The following is a 22352-nucleotide window of genomic DNA, read 5'->3' as shown; positions in this document are numbered from 1 at the left end:
CAAAATTAGCATATTGATACCGTTTTTATCGGTAATAGCACATCCTGTCAAACCGGAAAAAATGCACTATTACATCCCATTTAACGCATTGCTCTGACAAGCTCAGGTGACTAAAATAACCCATTCGTAAAAATTGAATGGAGGTATTCATGCTTAACCAAACATCACCTATTTCCCGTCAGGCATTGCTAACTGAAGCGAACGAAATTATCCGCAACCATGAGGATTTTCTTCACGGTATGGAAGCCACCGATGTAGAGCAAAAAGGCGATGTACTGGTTTTTCGGGGAGAGTATTTCCTGGATGAAGATGGACTACCCACCCCTAAAACCACTGCAGTATTTAATATGTTTAAACACCTGGCTCATGTGTTATCCGGCAAATATCATCTGCAAGATTAATTCCGTTCTGTTACCAGCAACTCTGCAAATGGGTTGCTGGTTAGCCTGGCATCTGTGACATATCCATATCCATATACACTAATTCCCAAACGTGTCCGTCCGGATCGATAAAACTATGCCCATACATAAATCCATGATCCTCGGGCTGACGGTAAGTACTTCCACCTGCACTAACCGCCCTGGCAACCTGACTATCTACCGCTTCCCGACTCTCACAAGAGAGACAAATCAACACTTCATTGGCTTCATGACTATTACAGATAGCTTTGGGAGCAAAATCACTAAAACGCGCTTGGGTCAGTAACATCACATAAATAGAATCACTGACAATCATGCAGGTCGCATTTTCATCAGTAAATTGAGGATTAAAACTAAACCCTAACTGAGTAAAGAATTGAACGGAACGAGGTAAATCCTGAACGGCTAAATTGATAAAAATTTTCTGAGTCATAAACCACCTCCACAATCCAGTATGTTCAGTGTAGTTGGTTTATAACGGTTGTGGCGGCTGTCCATCTCGCTTTTTTCTTAACTAAATTTCTTACCTAAGCCAATCAGAGGGAGAGATTTACAGGCTGGCGCCTGCCCTTCGGGGCAACGCAAAGCGTTGTCCGTGGGGGTCGACTTGGCGTAATCCAATGACAAGCAGGCGAAAGCCTGTTTGAACAGCGCTTGCGCTGGCCCGCAGGGTGAAACACCGTAAGGTGTTTCATAACCGCCCATAGGAAATCTAGGCCCGATGCACTCCTATGCTGAGTACAGATGGTCTTCCGGCCGAGCACAAAGGTGATATAAGCCCTTTGTTTTTACGGCCGGAATATCCTCAAAATTCAATTAAAACAATCAAAAACAACAACTACACTAACGGCTTCTGCCCACGCTGCCACCACCTTAACAACAAGCGGTCAGCACCTTCCGCAACACTACCGGTCAGACGATCTATCAGCTTTTTACGCTGTGCATAGGTGACACCCATCACATCGCGATCTTTCATTTGAGCAATCACCAAGTCATCACTGGTACCAATATCGTCGATTAACCCCTTCTCTTTTGCCTGAATACCAAACCAGTGCTCTCCCGTGGCAACCTGATCGATATCCAACGATGGGCGTTGTTCACGCACAAAGTCTTTAAACAGTTGATGGGTTTCATTCAGCTCTTCGCGGAATTTTTCACGCCCCTGATCGGTATTTTCACCAAACAATGTCAGTGTGCGCTTAAATTCCCCGGCAGTATGTAGCTCCACATCGATATCATTCTTCTTCAGTAAATGATGGAAGTTTGGCAACTGAGCAACAACACCGATAGAACCAATTACCGCAAAAGGTGCAGCAACAATGTGGTCAGCCACACAGGCCATCATATAGCCACCGCTGGCAGCCACCTTGTCCACCGCCGCCGTCAGTCGAATACCGGCTTTACGTAAACGATCCAACTGTGATGCCGCCAGACCATATCCGTGTACCATTCCTCCCGGACTTTCCAGTTTCAACAGAACTTCATCACCCGATTTAGCAACTGCCAGAATCGCGGACACTTCTTCTCTTAAAGACTCAACTTCATGGGCATCAATACTGCCTTTGAACGACAGCACATAAAGGCATGGTTTCAGGGTTTCCTTTTCGCCATTTTTAGCCGCCAGCTTTGCTTTTTTAGCCTCAGCTTTATCCTTTTTCTTTTGTTCCTTATGCCACAATTTCTGCTCAGCCGGTTGTAAACGGGCAAACTGCATATCTTCTTGCATATTGCGGTACTGCTCGCCCAAATCAACCAGCGTTAACTCCCCGCGACGTCCAGATTTACGTTGGGTTACGCTGATTACAAGCAATGCAGCCGCAGCAACCACCACCACAAAAGTCACAATTTTTGCTAAAAAAAGACCATACTGAGAAATCCACTCCACAGACATATTCCTATATAGTTGAACCAAACTCGCAATGAACTAATATGATGAACAATAACCCATCAAGTATAGCTATTTACTTTCGCTACTCATGCAAAAGTTTGTTTAAACGCTACAATTCTGTATTCGCTATACCTTGTCACCTAGTTCGTGATGCCGACAAATATACCGTAAGGAGAGACTATGCACTACCAACCACCGTCCAATTTACTGAATAACAAAATTATCATGATAACCGGAGCCAGTGACGGTATTGGCAAAGAGGCGGCGCTAACCTACGCCCGCTATGGTGCTCAGTTACTATTACTTGGCCGTAGCGAAGCTAAATTGAAACATGTACAGCAAGAAATTGCCGTTCAGGGCAGCCATCCTGTGTTAATTTTTCCTTTTGATTTACTAACGGCAAAAACCAGCGACTATCAGGCCCTGGCAGAAAGCATAGCCAATAAAATTGAACGTCTGGACGGGTTATTACACAGTGCTGGCCTGCTAGGGGAAATTGCCCCAATTAGCACCCAGGATCCAGAGCTCTGGCAGCAGGTTATGCAGGTAAACGTCAATGCCGGTTTTATGCTTACACAGGCATTATTACCGCTATTGCTCAAATCCCCTAAAGCATCACTGGTCTTCAGCAGCTCTGGCGTGGGCCGTAAAGGTCGCCGTGGATGGGGAGCTTACTCGGTATCGAAATTTGCTACCGAAGGCCTGATGCAGGTGCTGGCGGACGAATATCAGGGGACTTCACTGCGAGTTAACTGCATTAACCCGGGAGGAACCCGCACCAGTATGAGGGCTTCGGCTTTCCCGCAAGAAGATCCCGGTCTGCTAAAAACTCCCGCTGATATTATGCCAACCTACCTGTACGTCATGGGAGACGACAGCAGCAATGAATCTGGCGTCAGCTTTGATGCGCAACCTAATCGGGTTCCCGGTGCAGCAAAATAACTAGTTAAATCATTTCAAGTAAATGATAGAAAGCCCTGACACCAAAGTGCAGGGCTTTCTACTATGAAAAATATACCTTGCAGTAAGGTAAACATCATAACAAAATTCGAAATTTAGATAAGATGCTTAATCAAGAGCGAGTTAATTTAAGATAATTATTTAATATATAAGGAATTAATAATTGAAAAAAATCATCGGATTAATAATTGGTTCTATTCTTTTATCTGGTTGTTCAATGGTATCTCAGCATAACAAAGCACTCACTGACTATGAAGGTAGCGACAGAGTTGGCATTGCCTTTGATGTTCATAAGGATGGTATTTTATCTAATAATGATCCAATACGTATTTATCCAGAAACCATGGGTTGCATTGATTTACAGTCAGAAAAAAATGGATATTTAGGCAGACAAATGTTTGGTAGTGGTGAGTCCTACAGCGCAGGAAAAAGTATTGGCGTTCCTGAAGCAACTGGTATGTCTAAAGATAGAATCGAGCTTTGGGTTAGTGCAAAGTATGACATTGCGATTAGAACTGTTTATGTCGGAGCTACCGGAAAAACTGGTTATCTTTCACCACGAAAAGGGGTGGTAGAAAGTGTCGTTACATTTAAACCAGAAGCTGGGGCTTTTTATTACGTTACCGTAGATTCTAATGAAGTAGAACCAATCAGTAAATTTATGAAAGTTTATCAAATCATTGATGACGGAACAGGTAGAAAAACGTTGCAACCAGTTAAGGAGTTGAATATAAAAAATTGTCCTGGCCAGCATCCATGGTATCAAAAAGGCGGGGCCATAATGTAAATATGCTTTACTAACAATAAATAACAATGAAATGTAATACTACAAATTAAAACTATTGAACAATCTTGCCAGTAAAAAGACCAGAATCAACAAAATAATTCCGGTCTTTTTGTCTCTGTAACATTCTGAATTACCAAAAATAAAGCACCGAAGATATAAAACTTCGGTGCTTCAAATTCCGCCTTGTTGCCTATCTTTTCTCTAAAAGATTAAGAGAATCATATTGCTTCTGCAAGGCGGCTTTTTAATCACATCAATACGATGTTTATTTAGTCATCAGTTTTTGCAGGCAGCCAATGAACAGATTTGCAGCGGTTTCCAGCTGTTTCTCGTCAAAGTCAAACTCTGCCTGATGATGGCCTGCTTTCAGGTCCGCACCCACAATAAAGTACAGTGACTTACCACCATGACGCTGAACGCGTTTAGCCAGTACGGTCGCATCTTCACTACCGCCAAAGATACGCTCTGGTACTACGGTCAGTTCAGGATTTTGCTGCACAACGCTGGTTAACAGATCGACCAGCTCTTTATCGTTTTGCAGATCAACCGCTTCACCCATGACTTCGCTTTCTAAACGTAAGTCAAAGCTATGAGCCGCACCGGCAGCCATACGCTCTACTTGTTCAGCCATGTAGGTGTTAATGGATTCATCTTCACCACGAACCTCAACCTGAAGCTCGCCATAAGCTGGAACGACGTTACGGCCTTCACCGGCACGGATAACGCCCACGTTAATGCGGGACATACCTTTACCATGACGGGAAATACCTAACATTTGAGTTGCAGCGTGGCAGGCACCTGCCAGTGCATTACGACCTAAATGAGGCTCTGCACCAGCATGCGCGGGTGCACCGTAAAAACGGAAATCATACTTGGTAGTGCAAAGGAAGCTATTTGGATTAACAACGATCTCACCGGTTTTAGCAATAAAACCGAGGTGCATACCCAGGAAGTAATCGGCATCGTCTACGATACCGCTTTCCGCCATTGGTCTTGCACCACGAACGCCCTCTTCAGCCGGTTGGAATAGTAATTTCACTTTACCACTCAGTGAACTGCCATTCTCAACTAACCATTTGGCAATGCCTAAACCGATGGACATGTGGCCATCATGGCCACATGCGTGCATCAGACCAGCGCTTTTCGATGAAAAGCCCTCTTTATTAGGAACGTGCTCACCCGCAGCACACTCCTGCACGTTAACGCAGTCAATATCAAAACGCAGAGCAACTGTCGGACCAGGTTTACCACTGTCAAATGTTGCCATACAGCCGGTTAATTCATCCATCTCAGCTAACAGTGCTTCGTCAACGCCTCTTTCTCTAGCCAGCTCCAGCCCACGTGTTACTACGTCAGCTTTACGACCACGGACAAACTCACGATTAATAACTTTTGGACCAGCGATAACTTCCAGCCCCATCTTGCGTAATTCAGTAATTAAACGTGCCGTAGTAGTAAATTCGGACCAACCGATTTCAGGAAAACGGTGAAGTTCACGACGCCATGTTACTAATTGGTTTAAATCAATAGTCGACATTACTCTTCCTTCCTTATTATCTGATAATTACTGCATAACGGTTTACAACATAAACAGAGCTACGAAACATACAGCGATAAGCATACCAGGAGCAGTACGTTTGATTAGCTCAACTGGGTTTGCTGCTGCTAAACCAGCACAAACGATAGTTACACCAGCGATTGGTGACATAGTACGGCCTAATGCGCCAGCAATAGCCGCCGCCATACCCAGGTCAGGAATGGTATATCCCAGATCCGCTGCATGACGAGTAACGGTTTCGTTAAAGGCTAATGCCGCAGCATCACCAGAACCGGTAATGATACCCATCAGGAATGGACCAATAGTACCGCCCCAACGAGCCAGCTCAGGATGGTGAGTCAGGAAGAAAATGAAGCTGTCGATTAAGCCAGATACTTTCAGACCTGCCGCAAACACGGCGGCTGCAATGATGATACCCAGAACGTCACCGTACGCATTTCCCATACCGCTGAAGAATTGTTTGGTCATAGTGGTAGGATTGCAGCGGGTAATGATCAATGCATATATTGCGCCAATAACCATTGCTGATGGTACGGTCATTTTAACAGTACCGAACCAATCGGTTAAACCGGCAATCAACAGCAGCACTAATGGAACAAATGGAGCGGTAGCATACAGGTAGTTAGCTTTTGGTTTCTCTTTCACTTCAGCGCCTTGCGCTGCGCCATCAGCTAATTCAACGCGGAACTCTTTACGAACCAGAGCAACAACTGACAAAGAAACGGCACCAATAATACCCACTGCAATACTGATTGGCGCATGATGTTTAATAAGATCCATCACGTTCATTTCTTTGAAATCTTTAGTACCAATCATTACTTCATTATACAGATTAAATACAAAGGCATTATGCGACATACCCGGGCTTAAGAAAGAACCGATGGTACCACTCAGTACTGCTGCACCAGCAATGGCTGGGTGGATACGAGCACCAATCAGTAATGGAATTAACGTTGCCCCTACCGCTGCCGCACACCCGGCTGCAGAAGGAATTGCAATATTTATTATATAGGTTACAACCACCGTCATTGGGATCAGGAAGAAACCCATACGGCTCATCATGCCGGTTAACGTACGTACCAGATGGGTATCACACTCGGTGTACTTCATCACGTAAGCAAAACCCATACTCGCACAGATTGCCTGAATCAGACTACCTGAGGTCATACGTTCACTGAATGCGTCCAGACCCGCCATTGGTGTCAGTGCTAACAGACACATTACCAAGCCGGAGCCGATTAGCACCATCCGCGTTTCATACTGTTTTATCAGTAAATAAATAGTGATTGCGACAACCACTAGGGAAATTATTTGTAGCATATTATACTCACCATCTGCTTTATTAAAATTGCAATCGCTTGATTGCTTCCACACCTAATTACAAATATATCAGATCTATAATTACCTAAGACTTGGTACAAATAAACTATAATCTCAAAACTCTATTTCCGCACTACTGCACTATAGCAACTGACCCGTTGATATCGTTGATGGATGTCAAAAAAAAAGAAATTGAATAACTAAAAAGAGTATGTGTATCAAAGATGTAAATGATTAGCTTATTTTGAATAACGTAAGCGTGGTTATCATTTATTATTAAGCATATGTAATTTAATATTAAAAGAATAAAGATCAGCTAATTATGCTTGGACTGATGACTACAACATGTCTATAACATATAGGTTTTTTATCATCAGTAAATAGCCACCATGATGGGATTGTGTACAATTTTACAGCATTATTAGTTTTAATGTTTGATAACGAATTAACAGAAAGTGAGCAACAACCACAATAACCATGATGATTTCATGGTTTATTCTCTATCGAGAATAGTTATTAATATTATTCATATTACAAATAGATAGAATAATACTCATAGCCGATGAAATTAGTTAATCATGCAGTTAATCAACTGATTCAACAATATTTCAACACACTTTTAGTAATAATAAGGGCAACACTATACGCTTCGACCAAGGCTATCTTTAGCAATCACCTGAAAGTCATTAAAGCTCTTACTATTCAGTAGCCTTTTGGTGGCTTTTTCCCGCACAAAAGTGACAAATAAATCGTAAATCGCCATCGCTTCTTCATACTCTGCCTTACTGATTGCCAGCAGGAATATCACATTGGCGGTCTCTTTCTTATCCTTATTCCATTCAATACCGTTGGGTGCCAGTATAGTAACAACTACCGTCTTATTAGCCAGCAGGCCCAGCGAGTGTGGTAATGCAATCCCCTCACCCAACAACGTTGAAACAATAGATTCCCGTTCGACTAATGAAGGATAAAATTCCTTGGTGATATAGCCATCAGCCTCAAGCTTTTTACACACTCGCTTAAACAAGGCTTCCTGAGTCATTTTGCCTTTAACAATCATAAAGTGTCGTTCATCAAAGAAACGCTCAAGAATATAAGGTTTGGTTCGGTCTATCATAGCCAGTCGCCCTACCTGTTCTAACTGATATGGCGTTGGGAACGGCGCTATTTTCACAATCGGTTTATCTTTTTCCGTTAGCCTGACCGTGGTGATAACAAAGTCTTCATCCACTGACACCAGGCCTTCGTACTCTTGTAGATCGATGACCCGACTTAACTTAAGCTGAGGAAACTCCCGTACGATTTTAGCTTCAATCATTCTGACGGTTGAATTACCAGAGTCCGTCACCACTAAAGCGTGAGGATGGCGGGTATATCCCACGCTGTAATTACGTTCCAGACCAACGCCAATGTGTACGGCTAAATATCCCAGTTCATCCTCACTGATAGGATAAGGCAGTTTATGTTCAACATTAGCCATTGCACTCAGCGTAACGTCATAGGCGAAGGGATAATATTGTTTAATATCTGACAGCAGCGGGTTTTTGCTATTAATTTGATAGCGTACACGGGTCAACATTGCCGCCAGATGGGTCGAAAGATCGGTTTTTAGCTTGGTATCATTACGTAAATCGTAATTATAAGAGTCATTGATATAGGTAAGGATATAATCCACTAACTCATCACTGTTACTTTCGCTCTCTGGCTTCGCTGACGCGACATTATTAGGAATGCGGCGGGCAGAGATCTGTACGCTCAGATACTCCTCTTCGGCAAACGAAACATCATTTCCCAGAAAATAGACGAAACCTTTAGAAATTTCACTGGCGGTGCTTCTAATCACGCCATCAATACCTTCTGCGTCATAGCTAACAATTTCATGACCGCGAGTAATACGTAAAATAGAGACGGCACAGTTAATAATCAGATACTGACGCCCTTCATTGGTCAGACGAATATCAAAGCGGTTAACGCTGTTTTGTAGCACTTTTTCAATATAGGTCAGATCGATATTGGCCAGAATTTCTTGCTTAAAGTTATTCAGCGAGCGTTCGTTTTCCATAGAGAACTGATGCCACAAAATATCGGTAATACAGGCACGAATAGCCGACTCACCACCCGTCAGTTTGATACCCTGGCGAGGTACTGTATCCAGCGTTAACTGATATTTGCTTAACTGTTCCCTTACCGACGTCATATCATGCTGTAGCGTTCCCCGACTGACGAACCATTCTTCGGCGATGTCATCCAGCTTAATTGGTAAAGACGCCATCAAAAACTTCAACAGCAACGCATCTACCCGCTCTTTTGCCGTGCGCGGAATGCTTTTTACCTGATATTTCTGCATCGGTAATGCAGCAAAAGCCTGTGGATCATCCACTTTCAGACGATAACCTAATCCCCTTTCATAAGTTACGCTTGCGCCATAGCTGGCCAGAACATCATTTAAGGCCGCTACATCAGTACGAATCGTTCGTGTTGATACGTCAAAACGTTTAGCCAGCTCTTCTTGTGGCAGCGTTTCGGACTGAATGGCATCAAATAGATAAGCAAGTCGCTGATAGGGAAATAACGTCACGAATAGGCCTTTTGCTTGAAATGAACTACGTAGTTAAAAATAAAAATCAGTCGTCAATAGCTTTTGAAATCCGCGCCGGTGGATATTCCGGCCGTAATAACAATATACTAATATTACCTTAGAGTCCGGCCGGAAGACCGTTTGTACTTAAGTACGGAGAGCGTTGGGCCTAGTCCGCCTAGGGGCGGTTATGAAACACCTTACGGTGTTTCACCCTGCGGGCCAGCGCAAGCGCTGTTCAAACAGGCTTTCGCCTGCTTGTCATTGGCTTACGCCAAGTCGACCCCAACGGCGGCCTCTCCCAACGATTAGCTCTTAATACATTAGAGCAAACGATTAACCAACAAGCTTCTTCACCATCGCCAGTAATGTTTTTACATCTTCCGGGCGGGTGTTGCCGGTTTCAGAATCGATGATGGAACTATAAATGTGTGGGATAATTTTTTCCACACCGGCGTCCAGAGCGATTCGCATAATCTCTTCAAAGTTTTCTAAATCAATTCCACCCGTTGGTTCCAGATAAAAGTGATTTTCAGCACAGGCTTTAGCAACGTAAGCAAACTCATCTTTGTAAGTTAAGCCGCGCATATTAAAGAATTTAATTGAGCTGGCACCCATGTCTTTCAACATGGCAATCGCGGTTTCAACCGGCACGATCGCATCAGGGAAGGTAGAGCTTAATGGACCAGTAGAGATCTTAACCCAGCCTACTTTACCCGTTGGTGAAACCAGCGCGTTCACGACGGTTTCATTTTGGCCCAGTAGCGCACGGCTGACTGGCGCACCGGTAAATACCTGATTGACGTGCTGTGGTTGAATGACTTTTGAAATCTGAGAAACCATTTCTGACTGGTTAGGATCACCCGCTCCCAGACCAACAGAAACCGCATTTTCGATATCATTGGCATACTTAGTCATATCTTCAATGGCGCTGGCCAAATCAGGATAGTTTTTTGACAGTACGCCAACCACTACATGCTTTTCTGCAGCTGCATACACGTCACGGGCATTTTCTCTGGAACCCGCCAGAACGTTAAGACAAACACGATCTTTATAATAATTAGGACTTAATTTCATTACTTATGCTCCGGTAACCAATTTACGAATAGAAGAAGAAATAACATCTAACTGCGGTGCGGATACGCTACGCACATCAGCCTCAACTTTGCCTTCATTCGCTTTGTATTCGCGGAAATAAATAGCGGTATCGCCCTGCTTTAACAGTTTCATTATTTCGAATGTATTCTTGCCAATGGCTTGCTCATCAAAAGAGATTTCCGTTCTGGCGATATCGCGTCCGGCGGCATCCCATACCACTTTGGCGGAGATACCCGGAATCGCATTCAGGTCATGAATAAACGGGGTCATTTTCTCCACCATTTCCTGACCGGTCTCTTTTTTCGCTGTCAGATAGAGTTCAATTGCCAGCGTCAGGCCAAGAATGCCTTCTTTACCTACTTTCATCGCACGTCCAATACCGCTGCTTTGCTGCTTGACCCATTCAACATATTGCTTTTTACCAATCACCAGACCGCTGGTTGGTCCTTCAATCGCTTTAGCGCCACTGTAGATAACTAAGTCCGCGCCCATATTGTAATAAGCGGTCAGTTCTTCTTCCGCTGCTGCGTCAACGATTAAAGGTAAGTTATGCTTTTTAGCTACCGCTGCGGCATCAGATACGGTCAGCATACTTTTCTGTACCGTATGGTGAGATTTGATATACAAAATAGCGGCAGTTTGCGGCGTAATTTTCGCTTCAACCTGAGCTGCACTGCACTCATTGGCAAAACCGGCTTCGATGACTTTACCGCCGCCCAGAGAAATCATGGTATCAACCGGCGCACCAAAGTTTACGTTGTGCCCTTTAGGAACAATGATTTCACGAGGAACAACTTTATCGGAGCTGTGCAGGTTTAACAGCAGATCGCTGTCATCTTTCACAATCACCGCGGCAACAGACTGAGCAATACCAGCAGAAGCACAGGACACCACGACTGCGTTTTCAACGCCCAGCAGTTTGGCAATATATTCGCCGGTCTTATTGACCAGATCCTTAATTTCAAAATATTGGTTCAGCCCGTAAGAAACCACATCAACCACTTCGGGTTTAGGGGTAGAAACACCTAATGCGGTCATTCTGCCTGAAGCATTAATCACATTCTTTAAGTGATACTTCTCATAAATTGATTGCATATTCTGACTCACCTTCTTTAGTTGCAATACTTTCCCCCGCAACAATCGCCGCGATAGGAATAAATTTTTGAGTGCCGATTCTTACCTGACCTTCTGCATCAGAAAGTTCGATTCGCTCATCTTTAATATCGAAAATCGTTACATCACCGTCATAGCCAACGTTCAGATGCCCTTTTCCTTTCAGGTGAAGTAGATCTGCTGCTTTAACCGTGACGCAATCAAGAACCTGTTTCAAACTAAAACCCATGCACAGGAATTTAGTCATTACTGCCGCCAGACTATATACCGGGCCGTTAATACGGTTTTTGTGATAGATATCTGAACTGATAATGTCAGGATAGGTACCAATTCTCATTGCCTGTTCGGCAACAGAAAAACTAAAACTCTCACCACCGTGTCCTACATCGAGGATCACACCGCGCGCTAATGCACGTTGAATAGCCGGTTTAAGGTTGCCATCCTGATCGAGGATGCGGTTTGGCTTGCCGTTAAAGCAATGGGTGATAATGTCACCTTTGGTCAGTAAATCGGCAATTTCATCCAGATTAGGCGGGTTATTACCGATATGAACCATCAGCGGTAAACCGCTCTCTTTTTGCATCTCTTTTGCGCGAATCAACGGCAGAATACCGTTCTCACCGACCACGCTCTTACTCATTCGGGCTTTGATACCCACAACGAAATCAGGATGGCGTTTAATTGCCTTCTGTAAGCTTTCGTCGTCAATTTTGCTCATATCCGAAAGTTCGTTTTGAGCAATGATACCGATTCTGGCAATGTTCAAAAACGAATAAACATTGGTCTTCGCCTTTTGTACCAGAGAATAGAAATGGTCGACATCATCAGCACCAACGCTGCCTGCATCAATCATGGTGGTAACACCGCAGGCAGCACCGGCTAAATCCGGCTCATCAAAATAGATGGGGGAAGCCGGATAACAATGGGTATGAGCATCAATCCAGCCAGCACTGATATAGTATTTTCCGTCGAGATCGATCTGTTTCTTTGCCGTCAGCCCGTTACCTACTGACGCACCAATTTCACGGATTTTCCCCTCATTAATGACCACGTCCACCACGTCGCCATTAATAAGTTTTGCCTGCTTAATGATTAAATCGTTCATGATATCTGCTCACTTATTAAAACTATGACTTATGCTGCTACCAGCGGGAAGAAATAACCGAACACCATAGCACCCAGAATCGCACCACCAGCAACCGGTTTTTTCCATACGTAGAAGATCAGCGCACCAATCAAAGAACCAATACCGATTGGAATCGATGCAGCCATGGCAGCAAGGATAATCAAAGGACCGAGGAAACGACCAGAGGTGTTACCCGCACCCATCATTACGTCTGCACCAAAGGTAGAGTTACCCTGTCCTACGGTAAATTTACGCGCCAGAATAATCAGTAAACCTACCATTACTCCTAACACCATGCCAGTAACCAGCGAAGCGTAGAAGTTAGTCACCAGGAAGTCGAAACCACCGGCCAGTAGCAGTGCCGGAACCCCCAGACCTAAACCTGTCTGAATCGCACCACCGATATCCAGAATACCGACCAGAGAGCCTTCGATAATCCGCGCAAACAGGAAGCTGGCACCAAAGGCCGCAACTGCCCCATAAACCCCGGTATCAATACCTGAACGTAACATGGCAACGAATGCCACTTCGTTAAAAGCACCAAAGCCGTGTACTACGTACATATGTGTACCGGCGAATACACCGGCAGACAACAATCCTACAAACAGAGGGAATGTCCACTCTGCGTACCAAAAATCACTTTTCAATTCTGTATTCATCATCAAGTCCTGGTAATTACATTTACTGTCGTTGATTTATATGATGACCGAGAGAGCCTGTTCCTCATTGCCACACACCGAGGAGCTCATTCGACTTAATTATTTTCCGCTTAATACGTTATGGACGTGCTGTAACCAGTCTGGTACGCCTAAGGCGAAAGACTGCAGCAACTTAACGTCGAAGCCACGGAAGAAACCACTCAGGACGAACAGCAGAATTACTGCGATCATCATAGTACGAGTAATCTTATTCCAGCCGTTGTCATCAACGCCTTTACCAATCAGGATACCAAGCACTAAACCAGGAATAGCGTTACCCATGATTAACTGAGCACAACCACCAAACAGGGTTGCCCAGAAACCAGAACGACGACCAGCATCCATTGCAGCCAGCCAGAAAATAACTGGCATCACGGTGTTAACCAGCAGGTTAGCTGCGGGAACCAGTACGTTAGTCGCTGTCGTTTGTAGAGAAGCAGGAACCGCAGAAGCCGTGGTATTCAGGAAGGCAACCACCAGCGCACCGATAATCCCACAGGCAATCGCCATTTTTCTTGGGTTATGCAGTGTTTCAGTAACGTTACGGTTTTTGATCATCAGTGCAGCAGCACCCCAGTTAGGGATGATGCGGTGATCAACGTCTTGAGTAAACGCACCCGCGGCAACAGAAGATGCCCAGGCGTTAAAGAAGAAACCTAAACCAAAAGAGAAGTGAGACGCTGGATCCCCTTCACAGGAGTTCAGCTCGCCCAGGGTACGGAATGCACCCATTCCTTGAACTGTTGGAGCATGGAACATACGAGCAGCACCGGCACCCAGGCCGAAACCGCAGAGACCACCGATAATCAGGGACTTTATCAGTATCTCAAAAACAGAAACAGTGGTATTTGCATCCATTTGTTTTTCCTCTAAAACATTTCTGCCGGTAGTTAAACCGGCTCGAAATGTATCTCTTGAACATTCAGCAAGGTCACATCTAAAGCGACATCTAAAACAACAGAGTAGAATTCACGTTTACGCGGCAGAAAGAAAAACAGGAACTTCTCGTTACTCACTTTCACCGTGGCGTTAACGATTTCTACATCTTGAGGTTCGATACGCAGAATGATGTTGGTGCTCTCTTTCAGGACCGTACGTTGTACGGAGTTCAATGCGTCAGCGATGGCTTTTTGTTTAGTATCGCCCTTACCACTGACGCGAACTGATGTTTTAAGATGCTCTTTCATTATGCGTTGCCGTATTTTTTATTAAATGCTTTAACTAAACGCTCACCCAGCTCTTCTTTATCCATAAAACCAAAGCCCAGTACGGTGCAACCATCAGCAATAGCGGTTTCACCCTCTTCCACAGAACGCATACCGTGACGCACTTTGTAGCCATATTTATTTTGAGCAGTAATAGCACCGGCACCACCGCTTCCGCAGAAAGAGATCCCGATATCGCCCTGCTCTGCATTCATCACATCGCCCAGTTTCATATCTGCGGCTACGCCAGGAATAACGATAGCTTTACCACCTGCTGCTTCAACACCAGCTGCAACTTTTTGTCCTTTACCTAAACGGTCACCAATCACGACTACGATTTGTTTCATGTGTTCTATCTCCAATAGGATTAAGCGTTTGAACGCGCAATTTCAAAATGAACCGACAGCAGATAAGCTTCTTCAATCGGTAAGCCCGGCAGCGCATTTACCGCGCGTTCGGCCAATGCCATTGACTCAGCAGAAATCTCATCAAACAGCGATTTATCTACTTCCGGCAGGGGTTCACCTGTTTTAGCCCTCAGGACCATTGCCTTGACGTGTGACTCCAGCATTTGTTGCTGAACGTCGGTGGTGTAAGCCCCTTCCTGTTTTAACCAACCATCAATCACCGTCAGAAGTTCACTGGTAACGACTTCGGGTTCCAGATTGTCTTCCACCATGTTGAAACGAATATGACTCTCACTCATGCAACTTTATCTCTAATATTCAAACTCATTAATTATGGACGAATATCGGAATTTTGCCGCTAAACCATCTATGAAAGCAGACACTCTCAGCACGGCACTCCAGATTCAGTAAATCATACAAAATAAAAAACTACTGCTACTGACCGGGTTCATTGTTACTTCCGATGTCAGCACACTACACATTTTATTTATTGGTTAGGAGACTGACTTTTTCCGGTTCAAAGTGGAAATAAAGTGGAAATGAACAATAAGATTAAACGTAAAGTGGAAATAAGTGGCAATACAACATGAAAGCGTTGTAACAATATCCACAGATAAAAAGAGGGATTGATTTATTACGATTAATTGATTGATAAATAAGGATAAATAGATAAATTTCCAGATAAAAAAATAGCGCCTTAAAAGGCGCTATTCTCATCAATTTTGGTTATTAACGCTTCGGTTGAGCGCTTCTTCTGCCGCTATTTCTGGAAGCGGGTCTTTGGCTATGTTTCTTCACCGCACGGCGAATTTGATTTGCTTTTGTGCGACGACGGTCACGTTCCACCGGCAGCTTACTTTGAGTTTCTGGAGGTAAACCAACCATTTCGCGCAGGTAATTTGTCGCGTTCAGATCGAGTTCAGTCCAACCACCGCGTGGCAACCCTTTAGGCAAGCCTAATGCACCGTAACGGATACGGATCAGGCGACTCACCTGAACGTCTACCGCCTCCCACAGGCGACGAACTTCACGGTTACGTCCTTCTGTCAGCGTAACGTTATACCACTGGTTCATCCCCTCACCGCCCTGGAAGCTGATGGTACGGAATGCGGCCATGCCGTCTTCCAACTGCACGCCTTTTCTTAACTGTTTGATCTTCTCTTCATCAACCTGACCGAACACGCGTACTGCGTATTCACGTTCAACTTCACGGCTTGGGTGCATTAAACGGTTTGCCAGTTCACCATCGGTAGTAAACAGCAACAGGCCTGAAGTATTGACGTCCAGACGCCCTACTGCAACCCAGCGGGAACCGCGCATTTTAGGCAGGCGGTCAAATACGGTTGGACGACCTTCCGGATCTTTACGGGTACAGAGTTCCCCTTCCGGTTTGTAGTAGGCCAACACGCGACATACGGTTTCTTCCGGTTCACGTAGTGCAACCACATGACCATCGATACGGACTCTGATTGACGCATTAACTTCAATGCGATCGCCCAAAGTGGCAATTTTGCCATCAACACTGATTCGGCCAGCCTGAATCATCGCTTCGATTTCGCGACGAGAACCATGACCAGAGTTAGCCAGAACTTTTTGTAACTTTTCGCTCATTGAGCAACCTCGTTTGTCGCCTTCACAGGCGTCATAATAGTGATAAATCGGTGGTGGTGATTAATTTATCAGTGGATCTGAATCATACCTTATGCGGTCCTATCCATCAACGAAACGGTGTTGGATCCCCAGCGCCAACTCTCACCACGACCGGTGAATCATCGGTCAGATCAATGACCGTGGTTGGCTGTTGGCCTAAATAACCGCCGTTGATAATTAAATCAACATGCTTTGACAATGTATCACGAATTTCTTCCGGATCGGATTCCGCAAAGTCATTGCCCGGTAGCATCAATGTGGTAGACATCATAGGTTCGTTGAGTTCTGCCAGCAATGCCAGTGCGATTGGGTTAGATGGCACCCGCAGACCAATGGTTTTACGTTTTTCATTCATCAGACGACGTGGAACTTCTTTCGTCGCTTTTAAAATGAAGGTGTAATTACCCGGCGTATTGTTTTTGATCAACCGGAAAGCGGTGTTATCAACGTGAGCATAGGTGGAAAGCTCAGACAGATCGCGACACATCAGAGTGAAGTTATGGTTACTGTCCAACTGACGAATACGACAAATACGCTCCATGGCGTGTTTATCTTCCAACATGCAGCCTAATGCATATCCGGAGTCAGTTGGGTAGACAATCACTCCGCCTTTGCGTAAAAACTCTACCGACTGGCTAATCAGCCGCGGTTGGGGGTTATCCTGATGGATATAGAAAAACTGACTCATGGGGACTCCTGTAGTGCCTGGCGGTTAGCGGTATTCGTGTTGTGGGTCGGGCGCTAACGGCTTAAATCGATAATTTATTACGAAATCGTTTATTTTGGTTCTGTGGATATTCCGGCCGTAAAAACTATGAACTACTATCGCCATAGTGCTCGGTCGGAAGACCATTTGTACTTTAGTTTAGAGGACGTCGGGCCTAGGCTGCCTATGGGCGCTTCGTTGGCTTACGCCAAGTCGACCCAAACGGCACCCTCTCCCTCCGATTGGCTATATTAAAAAATAGATCCAATTCAATAGCCGATTTCCCTAATTAAATTTTTTCTCAATACATCAACTACACAAACCAGTTATGCCATACGGGAATGACTTTATCCGGTAGGAATAGTCGTCGCCCCAGTTCAACCCAGGCACAGGGGTAGTGGAAGTCTGAGCCCTGAGAAGCCAGTAGCTGGTATTCCTGAGCATACAGTGCCAGCTGTGCGCGTTCCTGTGGAGCCTGCTGGCATTGAGAGACTTCCATAGCATCACCACCGGCTTGTTTAAACTCAATGATGAGTCGCCTCAGCCATTTAGCCGACAGGTCATAACGTCCCGGATGTGCCAATACCGCCTGCCCACCGGCCAGATGAATGGCTTCCACCGCTTCTGTTATTGTACACCACTGCGGTGGTACATAACCGGTTTTCCCCCGTGCCAGGTAGTTTTTAAATACCTGAGCCATATCGGAGGCTTTGCCTAATTCAATCAGATAGCGAGCAAAATGCGCGCGGGTAATAGCCGCATCACCGGCAAAACGCTGTGCTCCGCTTAGTGCATCAGGGATATGGTGCTTTTCCAGCCGTCGGGCTATCTCTTGGGCACGTTCCGCCCGTCTGATTGCCTGTGCCGCTAACAGCCCGGTCATGGCTTTTGAATCAGGATCGATATTCAGGCCAACAATATGAATATCAAAACTTTCCCAACCGGTCGAAATCTCTACGCCATTGATCAGATGCAGTGCCAATCCCTTTTCTTCAATTGCCTGCTTCGCAGCCGTCAAAGCGCTGGTGGTATCATGGTCAGTAATAGCCAGCACGCTAACTCGCATTTCAACGGCCCGCTCTACCAACTGCGCCGGTGTTAACATCCCGTCGGAAGCGTTGGTATGACTATGGAGATCGTACAGTGGAAAACGCGGCAGCTCCGGAGATGTTATCGCTGAATTCTGTTCGTTCTCTTGTACATCAGAGGGTATTTGTGGGCTATCTAAAGGCATGGGGATTTAAAGTGGTCCTGCTTTACTGTCTGGTGGCGTATTGAATCTCTTCAACCAAATAACAATGTTGTGGTTGGGTAATATTCGTTTATTTGCCTTATATGATAGCGCTTAATGCGGATAGCCCCTAACAGATAATGGGATTTATTTCAGATTGCGGGCAATGTTATTTCAGCCATTAATTTTTAATATTAAATCAGCACGCTTATACCATGATCATCCTGTCTTCCTTCTACCCAACCAGAGCACTTTATTGATTCTCTTTTGGTCTTTACCCTGCTTAATTTTTATCTGAAAAATCAGTTATCAATCAGAAATAGAAAAAACTGCGAATCCAGTCCGGTATTCTTCAGCAACCTTCGATATAATCACGCCAATTTCCTGCTGAATGGTAACTGAAACGATGGATTATCAACTTGATTTAGACTGGGATGACTTCTTAAACCGCTACTGGCAGAAGCGTCCGGTGGTATTGAAGAACGTTATCAAAAACTTTATTGATCCAATCTCGCCGGATGAGTTAGCAGGATTGGCTATGGAGAGCGAAGTTGACAGCCGTTTGGTGAGTCAGCCAAATGGTCACTGGCAGGCCAGTAATGGTCCTTTTGAAAGCTATGATCACCTGGGAGAAAAAGGCTGGTCATTATTGGTACAGGCGGTTAACCACTGGCATGCACCTTCTGCGGCTTTAGTGCGTCCTTTCCGTAAGCTGCCTGACTGGCGTCTTGACGATTTGATGATCTCTTTCTCTGTTCCTGGCGGTGGTGTAGGCCCACATATCGACCAGTATGATGTATTTATTATTCAGGGTATGGGCAGCCGCCGTTGGCGCGTGGGGGATAAAAAGCCGTTAAAGCAATACTGCCCGCATCCAGCCTTACTTCATGTAGAGCCTTTTGATCCCATCATTGATGAAGATTTAGCGCCGGGCGATATTCTGTATATTCCACCAGGATTTCCACACGATGGTTTCACTCACGAAACGGCACTGAACTATTCCGTTGGCTATCGTGGGCCTAATACTCGCGATCTTATCAGCAATTTCGCCGATTATGTGCTGGAACATGATTTAGGTGGTGAGCACTACAGCGATCCGGATCTGAAGCTGAGAGAACACCCGGCATTAGTTGAAGAGTATGAACTGGAACGCCTGCGCGGCATGATGATTAATCTGATTAATCAACCAGAAGATTTCAACCAATGGTTTGGTCGTTTCGTGACAACGTCACGCCATGAGCTGGATATTGCACCAGCTGAACCTGCATACCGTTCTGATGAAATTTATGATTCATTAGTACAGGGAGAGAGTCTGATTCGCCTGAGCGGTCTGCGAGTGCTGCGCGTTGGTGACCTTTGCTTCGCTAACGGTGAGCTTATTGATACTCCGCACCTTGAAGCCGCGGATGCACTATGCCGTTATCCATTAATCAGCCAGAAAGAGTTGGGTGATGCACTGGAAGATCCGGCGTTTGTTGCGGTGCTGGCGCATCTGGTGAATAGCGGTTATTGGTATTTTAACGACTATTGATCTCATCTGTTTGCAGCAAATATAAGGCCTCGCTAATGCGAGGCCTTTTCATATCTATCTTCTAATATATTGTTATCTCAACGCGCTATACCGCTTTTTCAAGGCTACAAACCTTATTTTCCTCATCCTGCTCCACGGCAAAACAGGCGATTAGCTGCCCGTCATAGTTCTTCAATGCCGGTTTAATGTCAAAACAGGTATCAAAGGCGCGCTGGCAACGAGCGTTAAAGGCACAACCTTGAGGTGGATTTAACGGACTGGGTAGTTCACCGGTTAGCTTGATTCTTTCACGGCGTACATCCGGATTTAAACGCGGAGTGGCAGAGAGTAATGCCTGAGTATAAGGATGACGCGGATTATTAAAAATCTGGTCTTTGGTGCCCTGCTCTACACAACGCCCCAAGTACATCACCATCACATCATCGGCAATATGTTCCACGACCGATAGATCATGGGAAATAAAGACATAGGAGAGCCCCATTTCCTGCTGTAAATCCATCATCAGATTCAGTACCTGTGCCCGAACGGAAACGTCCAGCGCCGATACCGGTTCGTCCGCCACAACAATATCCGGATTAAGCATCAATCCGCGAGCAATAGCGATACGCTGACGCTGGCCACCGGAGAACATGTGCGGATAACGCTCATAGTGCTCGGTTCTCAGCCCGACTTTAGCCATAATTGCCAGTGCCTTTTCGCGCCGTTCCGCTTTAGATAATGAGGTATTAATCCGCAGCGGCTCTTCCAGTATCTCACCTATCTTCTTGCGTGGATTCAGCGAACCATAAGGGTTTTGGAATACAATCTGAATTTTCTGACGACGCAGTTTTTGTGCCGCCGGATCGTGTTTCAGCAGATCCTGCCCCTGATAGTAGAGTTCACCTTCTGTGGGTACTTCAATCATGGTTAACATACGACCCAGCGTTGATTTACCGCAGCCGGACTCACCAACCACCGCCAGCGTTTTTCCCCGCTCCAGAGTAAAGGAAACCCCATCCAGAGACTTCACCTGTTGTTGAGCAGAGAACAGCCCATTTTTAACTGAATAATACTTCTTCAGACCAATAGCCTGTAATAATGGATATTCCTGACTCATAGCGTTGGCCTCCCCTGATCGTCAAGCGGCGTATGGCATTTCACCTGTCTTCTGGCTTCCCCTTTAAGTTCCGGCTCCTGCTGGCGGCAGAAATCGGTGGCATAAGGGCAACGAGGGCTTAATAAACAGCCTTTAGGTCGATCGTATTTACCGGGAACTACCCCTGGCAACGAGTTTAAACGCTCTTTCTCACTGGAAAACTCAGGCAATGCGCGTAACAACGCCTGTGTATAAGGATGGCGTGGGGTACGGAAAATCTCTTCCGCCTTACCGCTTTCCATTACCTGACCGGCATACATCACGATAATGTACTGTGCGGCTTCAGCCACCAACGCTAAATCGTGAGTGATCAGAATCAGCGCCATATTTTCGCGACGCTGTAGTTCCAACAGTAATTCGATAATTTGCGCCTGAATGGTCACATCCAGCGCTGTTGTTGGCTCATCGGCAATCAATAACTGAGGGCGACAGGCGATAGCCATTGCTATCATCACCCTTTGGCTCATACCACCCGATAGCTGGTGAGGATAGTTATCCAGACGGGACTCCGGAGCCGGAATGCCAACCTGAGTCAACAAGTCAATGGCGCGCTGGCGGCGCGTTTTTCGGTTGCCGCCCTGATGAATCTTCAACGCTTCCATAATCTGATAACCCACGGTATAGCATGGATTGAGGCTAGTCATTGGGTCCTGAAAAATCATAGCGATTTCATCACCTACAATCTGACGGCGCTCTTTTTCAGAGATAGTTCGCAAATCCCGACCGTCAAAATGCAGGCTGTTAGCCATGACTTTGCCAGGAAAATCAATCAGTCCCATAATGGCCAGCGAGCTGACCGACTTACCCGAACCGGATTCTCCTACAATCCCAACCACTTCCCCTTTCTCGACGCTGTAACTCACCCGGTCAACCGCCCGAAACGGGGTACTGTCGTCACCGAAATGAACCGATAGTCGATCAATATCTAATAGTGCCATTTCT

22 protein-coding genes are annotated in these 22352 nt (G+C 45.4%); 4 read left to right on the top strand and 18 right to left on the bottom strand.

Going from position 1 to position 22352, the window contains the following annotated elements; translation table 11 throughout:
- Positions 1–149 precede the first annotated feature (149 nt).
- Complete coding sequence (locus EKN56_RS07095; RefSeq protein WP_130591134.1) at positions 150–401, top strand: YciN family protein; 252 nt, start codon at positions 150–152, stop codon at positions 399–401.
- A 40-nt stretch (positions 402–441) separates the two neighbouring features.
- On the opposite strand, the gene EKN56_RS07090 is transcribed toward EKN56_RS07095, so the two are convergent.
- Together EKN56_RS07090 and sohB are read right to left on the bottom strand one after the other, a co-directional pair.
- A complete protein-coding gene (locus tag EKN56_RS07090) occupies positions 442–852 on the bottom strand; it encodes a VOC family protein (protein WP_130591133.1) in 411 nt (136 codons plus the stop codon).
- 405 nt (positions 853–1257) lie between these two features.
- A complete protein-coding gene (gene sohB, locus EKN56_RS07085; RefSeq protein WP_130591132.1) occupies positions 1258–2304 on the bottom strand; it encodes a protease SohB in 1047 nt (348 codons plus the stop codon).
- A gap of 183 nt (positions 2305–2487) precedes the next feature.
- Here sohB and EKN56_RS07080 point away from each other — a divergent pair, with 183 nt between their 5' ends.
- Together EKN56_RS07080 and EKN56_RS07075 are read left to right on the top strand one after the other, a co-directional pair.
- Positions 2488–3249, top strand: a complete 762-nt coding sequence (locus EKN56_RS07080) for a YciK family oxidoreductase (RefSeq protein WP_130591131.1) — start codon at positions 2488–2490, stop codon at positions 3247–3249.
- Positions 3250–3430: 181 nt separating this feature from the next.
- Positions 3431–4054, top strand: a complete 624-nt coding sequence (locus tag EKN56_RS07075; RefSeq protein ID WP_130591130.1) for a hypothetical protein — start codon at positions 3431–3433, stop codon at positions 4052–4054.
- A 265-nt stretch (positions 4055–4319) separates the two neighbouring features.
- Here EKN56_RS07075 and EKN56_RS07070 read toward each other — a convergent pair whose 3' ends face one another.
- From EKN56_RS07070 to rnm, 14 genes are all read right to left on the bottom strand, one after another.
- On the bottom strand, positions 4320–5591 hold the full coding sequence (locus EKN56_RS07070; protein ID WP_130591129.1) for an amidohydrolase: 1272 nt from the start codon (positions 5589–5591) through the stop codon (positions 4320–4322).
- A gap of 42 nt (positions 5592–5633) precedes the next feature.
- Entirely contained in the window at positions 5634–6932 is a 1299-nt protein-coding gene (gene dcuC / locus EKN56_RS07065; RefSeq protein WP_130591128.1) for a C4-dicarboxylate transporter DcuC, read from the bottom strand.
- 640 nt (positions 6933–7572) lie between these two features.
- Positions 7573–9510 (bottom strand): BglG family transcription antiterminator, encoded by a 1938-nt coding sequence (locus tag EKN56_RS07060; protein ID WP_130591127.1) that lies wholly within the window; start codon positions 9508–9510, stop codon positions 7573–7575.
- 336 nt (positions 9511–9846) lie between these two features.
- Positions 9847–10587, bottom strand: a complete 741-nt coding sequence (gene dagF, locus EKN56_RS07055) for a 2-dehydro-3-deoxy-phosphogluconate aldolase (protein ID WP_130591126.1) — start codon at positions 10585–10587, stop codon at positions 9847–9849.
- A gap of 3 nt (positions 10588–10590) precedes the next feature.
- Entirely contained in the window at positions 10591–11703 is a 1113-nt protein-coding gene (locus EKN56_RS07050) for a DgaE family pyridoxal phosphate-dependent ammonia lyase (RefSeq protein WP_130591125.1), read from the bottom strand.
- Complete coding sequence (locus EKN56_RS07045; RefSeq protein WP_130591124.1) at positions 11687–12826, bottom strand: amidohydrolase/deacetylase family metallohydrolase; 1140 nt, start codon at positions 12824–12826, stop codon at positions 11687–11689. Before EKN56_RS07045 ends, EKN56_RS07050 begins: the two co-directional genes overlap by 17 nt.
- Before the next feature lie 29 nt (positions 12827–12855).
- A complete protein-coding gene (locus tag EKN56_RS07040) occupies positions 12856–13506 on the bottom strand; it encodes a DUF4310 family protein (protein ID WP_130593627.1) in 651 nt (216 codons plus the stop codon).
- A 99-nt stretch (positions 13507–13605) separates the two neighbouring features.
- Positions 13606–14403, bottom strand: a complete 798-nt coding sequence (locus tag EKN56_RS07035) for a DUF4311 domain-containing protein (protein ID WP_130591123.1) — start codon at positions 14401–14403, stop codon at positions 13606–13608.
- Between the two features lie 32 nt (positions 14404–14435).
- Positions 14436–14732 carry a DUF4312 family protein gene (locus EKN56_RS07030; RefSeq protein ID WP_130591122.1) on the bottom strand — a complete coding sequence of 99 codons (297 nt, stop codon included), beginning with the start codon at positions 14730–14732 and terminating at the stop codon, positions 14436–14438.
- The gene (locus EKN56_RS07025) at positions 14732–15097 is read right to left on the bottom strand and encodes an SFCGS family glycine-rich protein (RefSeq protein ID WP_130591121.1); all 366 of its coding nucleotides are present in this window, start codon (positions 15095–15097) and stop codon (positions 14732–14734) included. Before EKN56_RS07025 ends, EKN56_RS07030 begins: the two co-directional genes overlap by 1 nt.
- Positions 15098–15117: 20 nt before the next feature.
- Positions 15118–15456, bottom strand: coding sequence for a transcriptional antiterminator (locus EKN56_RS07020; RefSeq protein ID WP_130591120.1), 339 nt, complete (start codon positions 15454–15456; stop codon positions 15118–15120).
- Positions 15457–15886: 430 nt separating this feature from the next.
- Positions 15887–16768 carry a 23S rRNA pseudouridine(2605) synthase RluB gene (gene rluB, locus EKN56_RS07015; RefSeq protein ID WP_130591119.1) on the bottom strand — a complete coding sequence of 294 codons (882 nt, stop codon included), beginning with the start codon at positions 16766–16768 and terminating at the stop codon, positions 15887–15889.
- A 106-nt stretch (positions 16769–16874) separates the two neighbouring features.
- On the bottom strand, positions 16875–17495 hold the full coding sequence (locus tag EKN56_RS07010) for an L-threonylcarbamoyladenylate synthase (RefSeq protein WP_130591118.1): 621 nt from the start codon (positions 17493–17495) through the stop codon (positions 16875–16877).
- Between the two features lie 331 nt (positions 17496–17826).
- Positions 17827–18747, bottom strand: a complete 921-nt coding sequence (gene rnm / locus EKN56_RS07005) for an RNase RNM (protein WP_130591117.1) — start codon at positions 18745–18747, stop codon at positions 17827–17829.
- A gap of 403 nt (positions 18748–19150) precedes the next feature.
- On the opposite strand from rnm, the gene EKN56_RS07000 reads away from it, so the two are divergent.
- Positions 19151–20275 (top strand): ribosomal protein uL16 3-hydroxylase, encoded by a 1125-nt coding sequence (locus EKN56_RS07000; RefSeq protein ID WP_130591116.1) that lies wholly within the window; start codon positions 19151–19153, stop codon positions 20273–20275.
- 85 nt (positions 20276–20360) lie between these two features.
- Here the strand turns inward: EKN56_RS07000 and dppF are convergent, their stop codons facing one another.
- Entirely contained in the window at positions 20361–21371 is a 1011-nt protein-coding gene (gene dppF / locus EKN56_RS06995; protein ID WP_130591115.1) for a dipeptide ABC transporter ATP-binding subunit DppF, read from the bottom strand.
- A complete protein-coding gene (dppD, locus tag EKN56_RS06990; protein ID WP_130591114.1) occupies positions 21368–22348 on the bottom strand; it encodes a dipeptide ABC transporter ATP-binding protein in 981 nt (326 codons plus the stop codon). Before dppD ends, dppF begins: the two co-directional genes overlap by 4 nt.
- Positions 22349–22352 lie beyond the last annotated feature (4 nt).

Source organism: Limnobaculum zhutongyuii (assembly GCF_004295645.1).
GTDB classification, from domain to species: domain Bacteria; phylum Pseudomonadota; class Gammaproteobacteria; order Enterobacterales; family Enterobacteriaceae; genus Limnobaculum; species Limnobaculum zhutongyuii.
The sequence above is the reverse complement of the archived record's forward strand: the minus strand, read 5'-3'. Positions and strand labels throughout refer to the sequence as shown.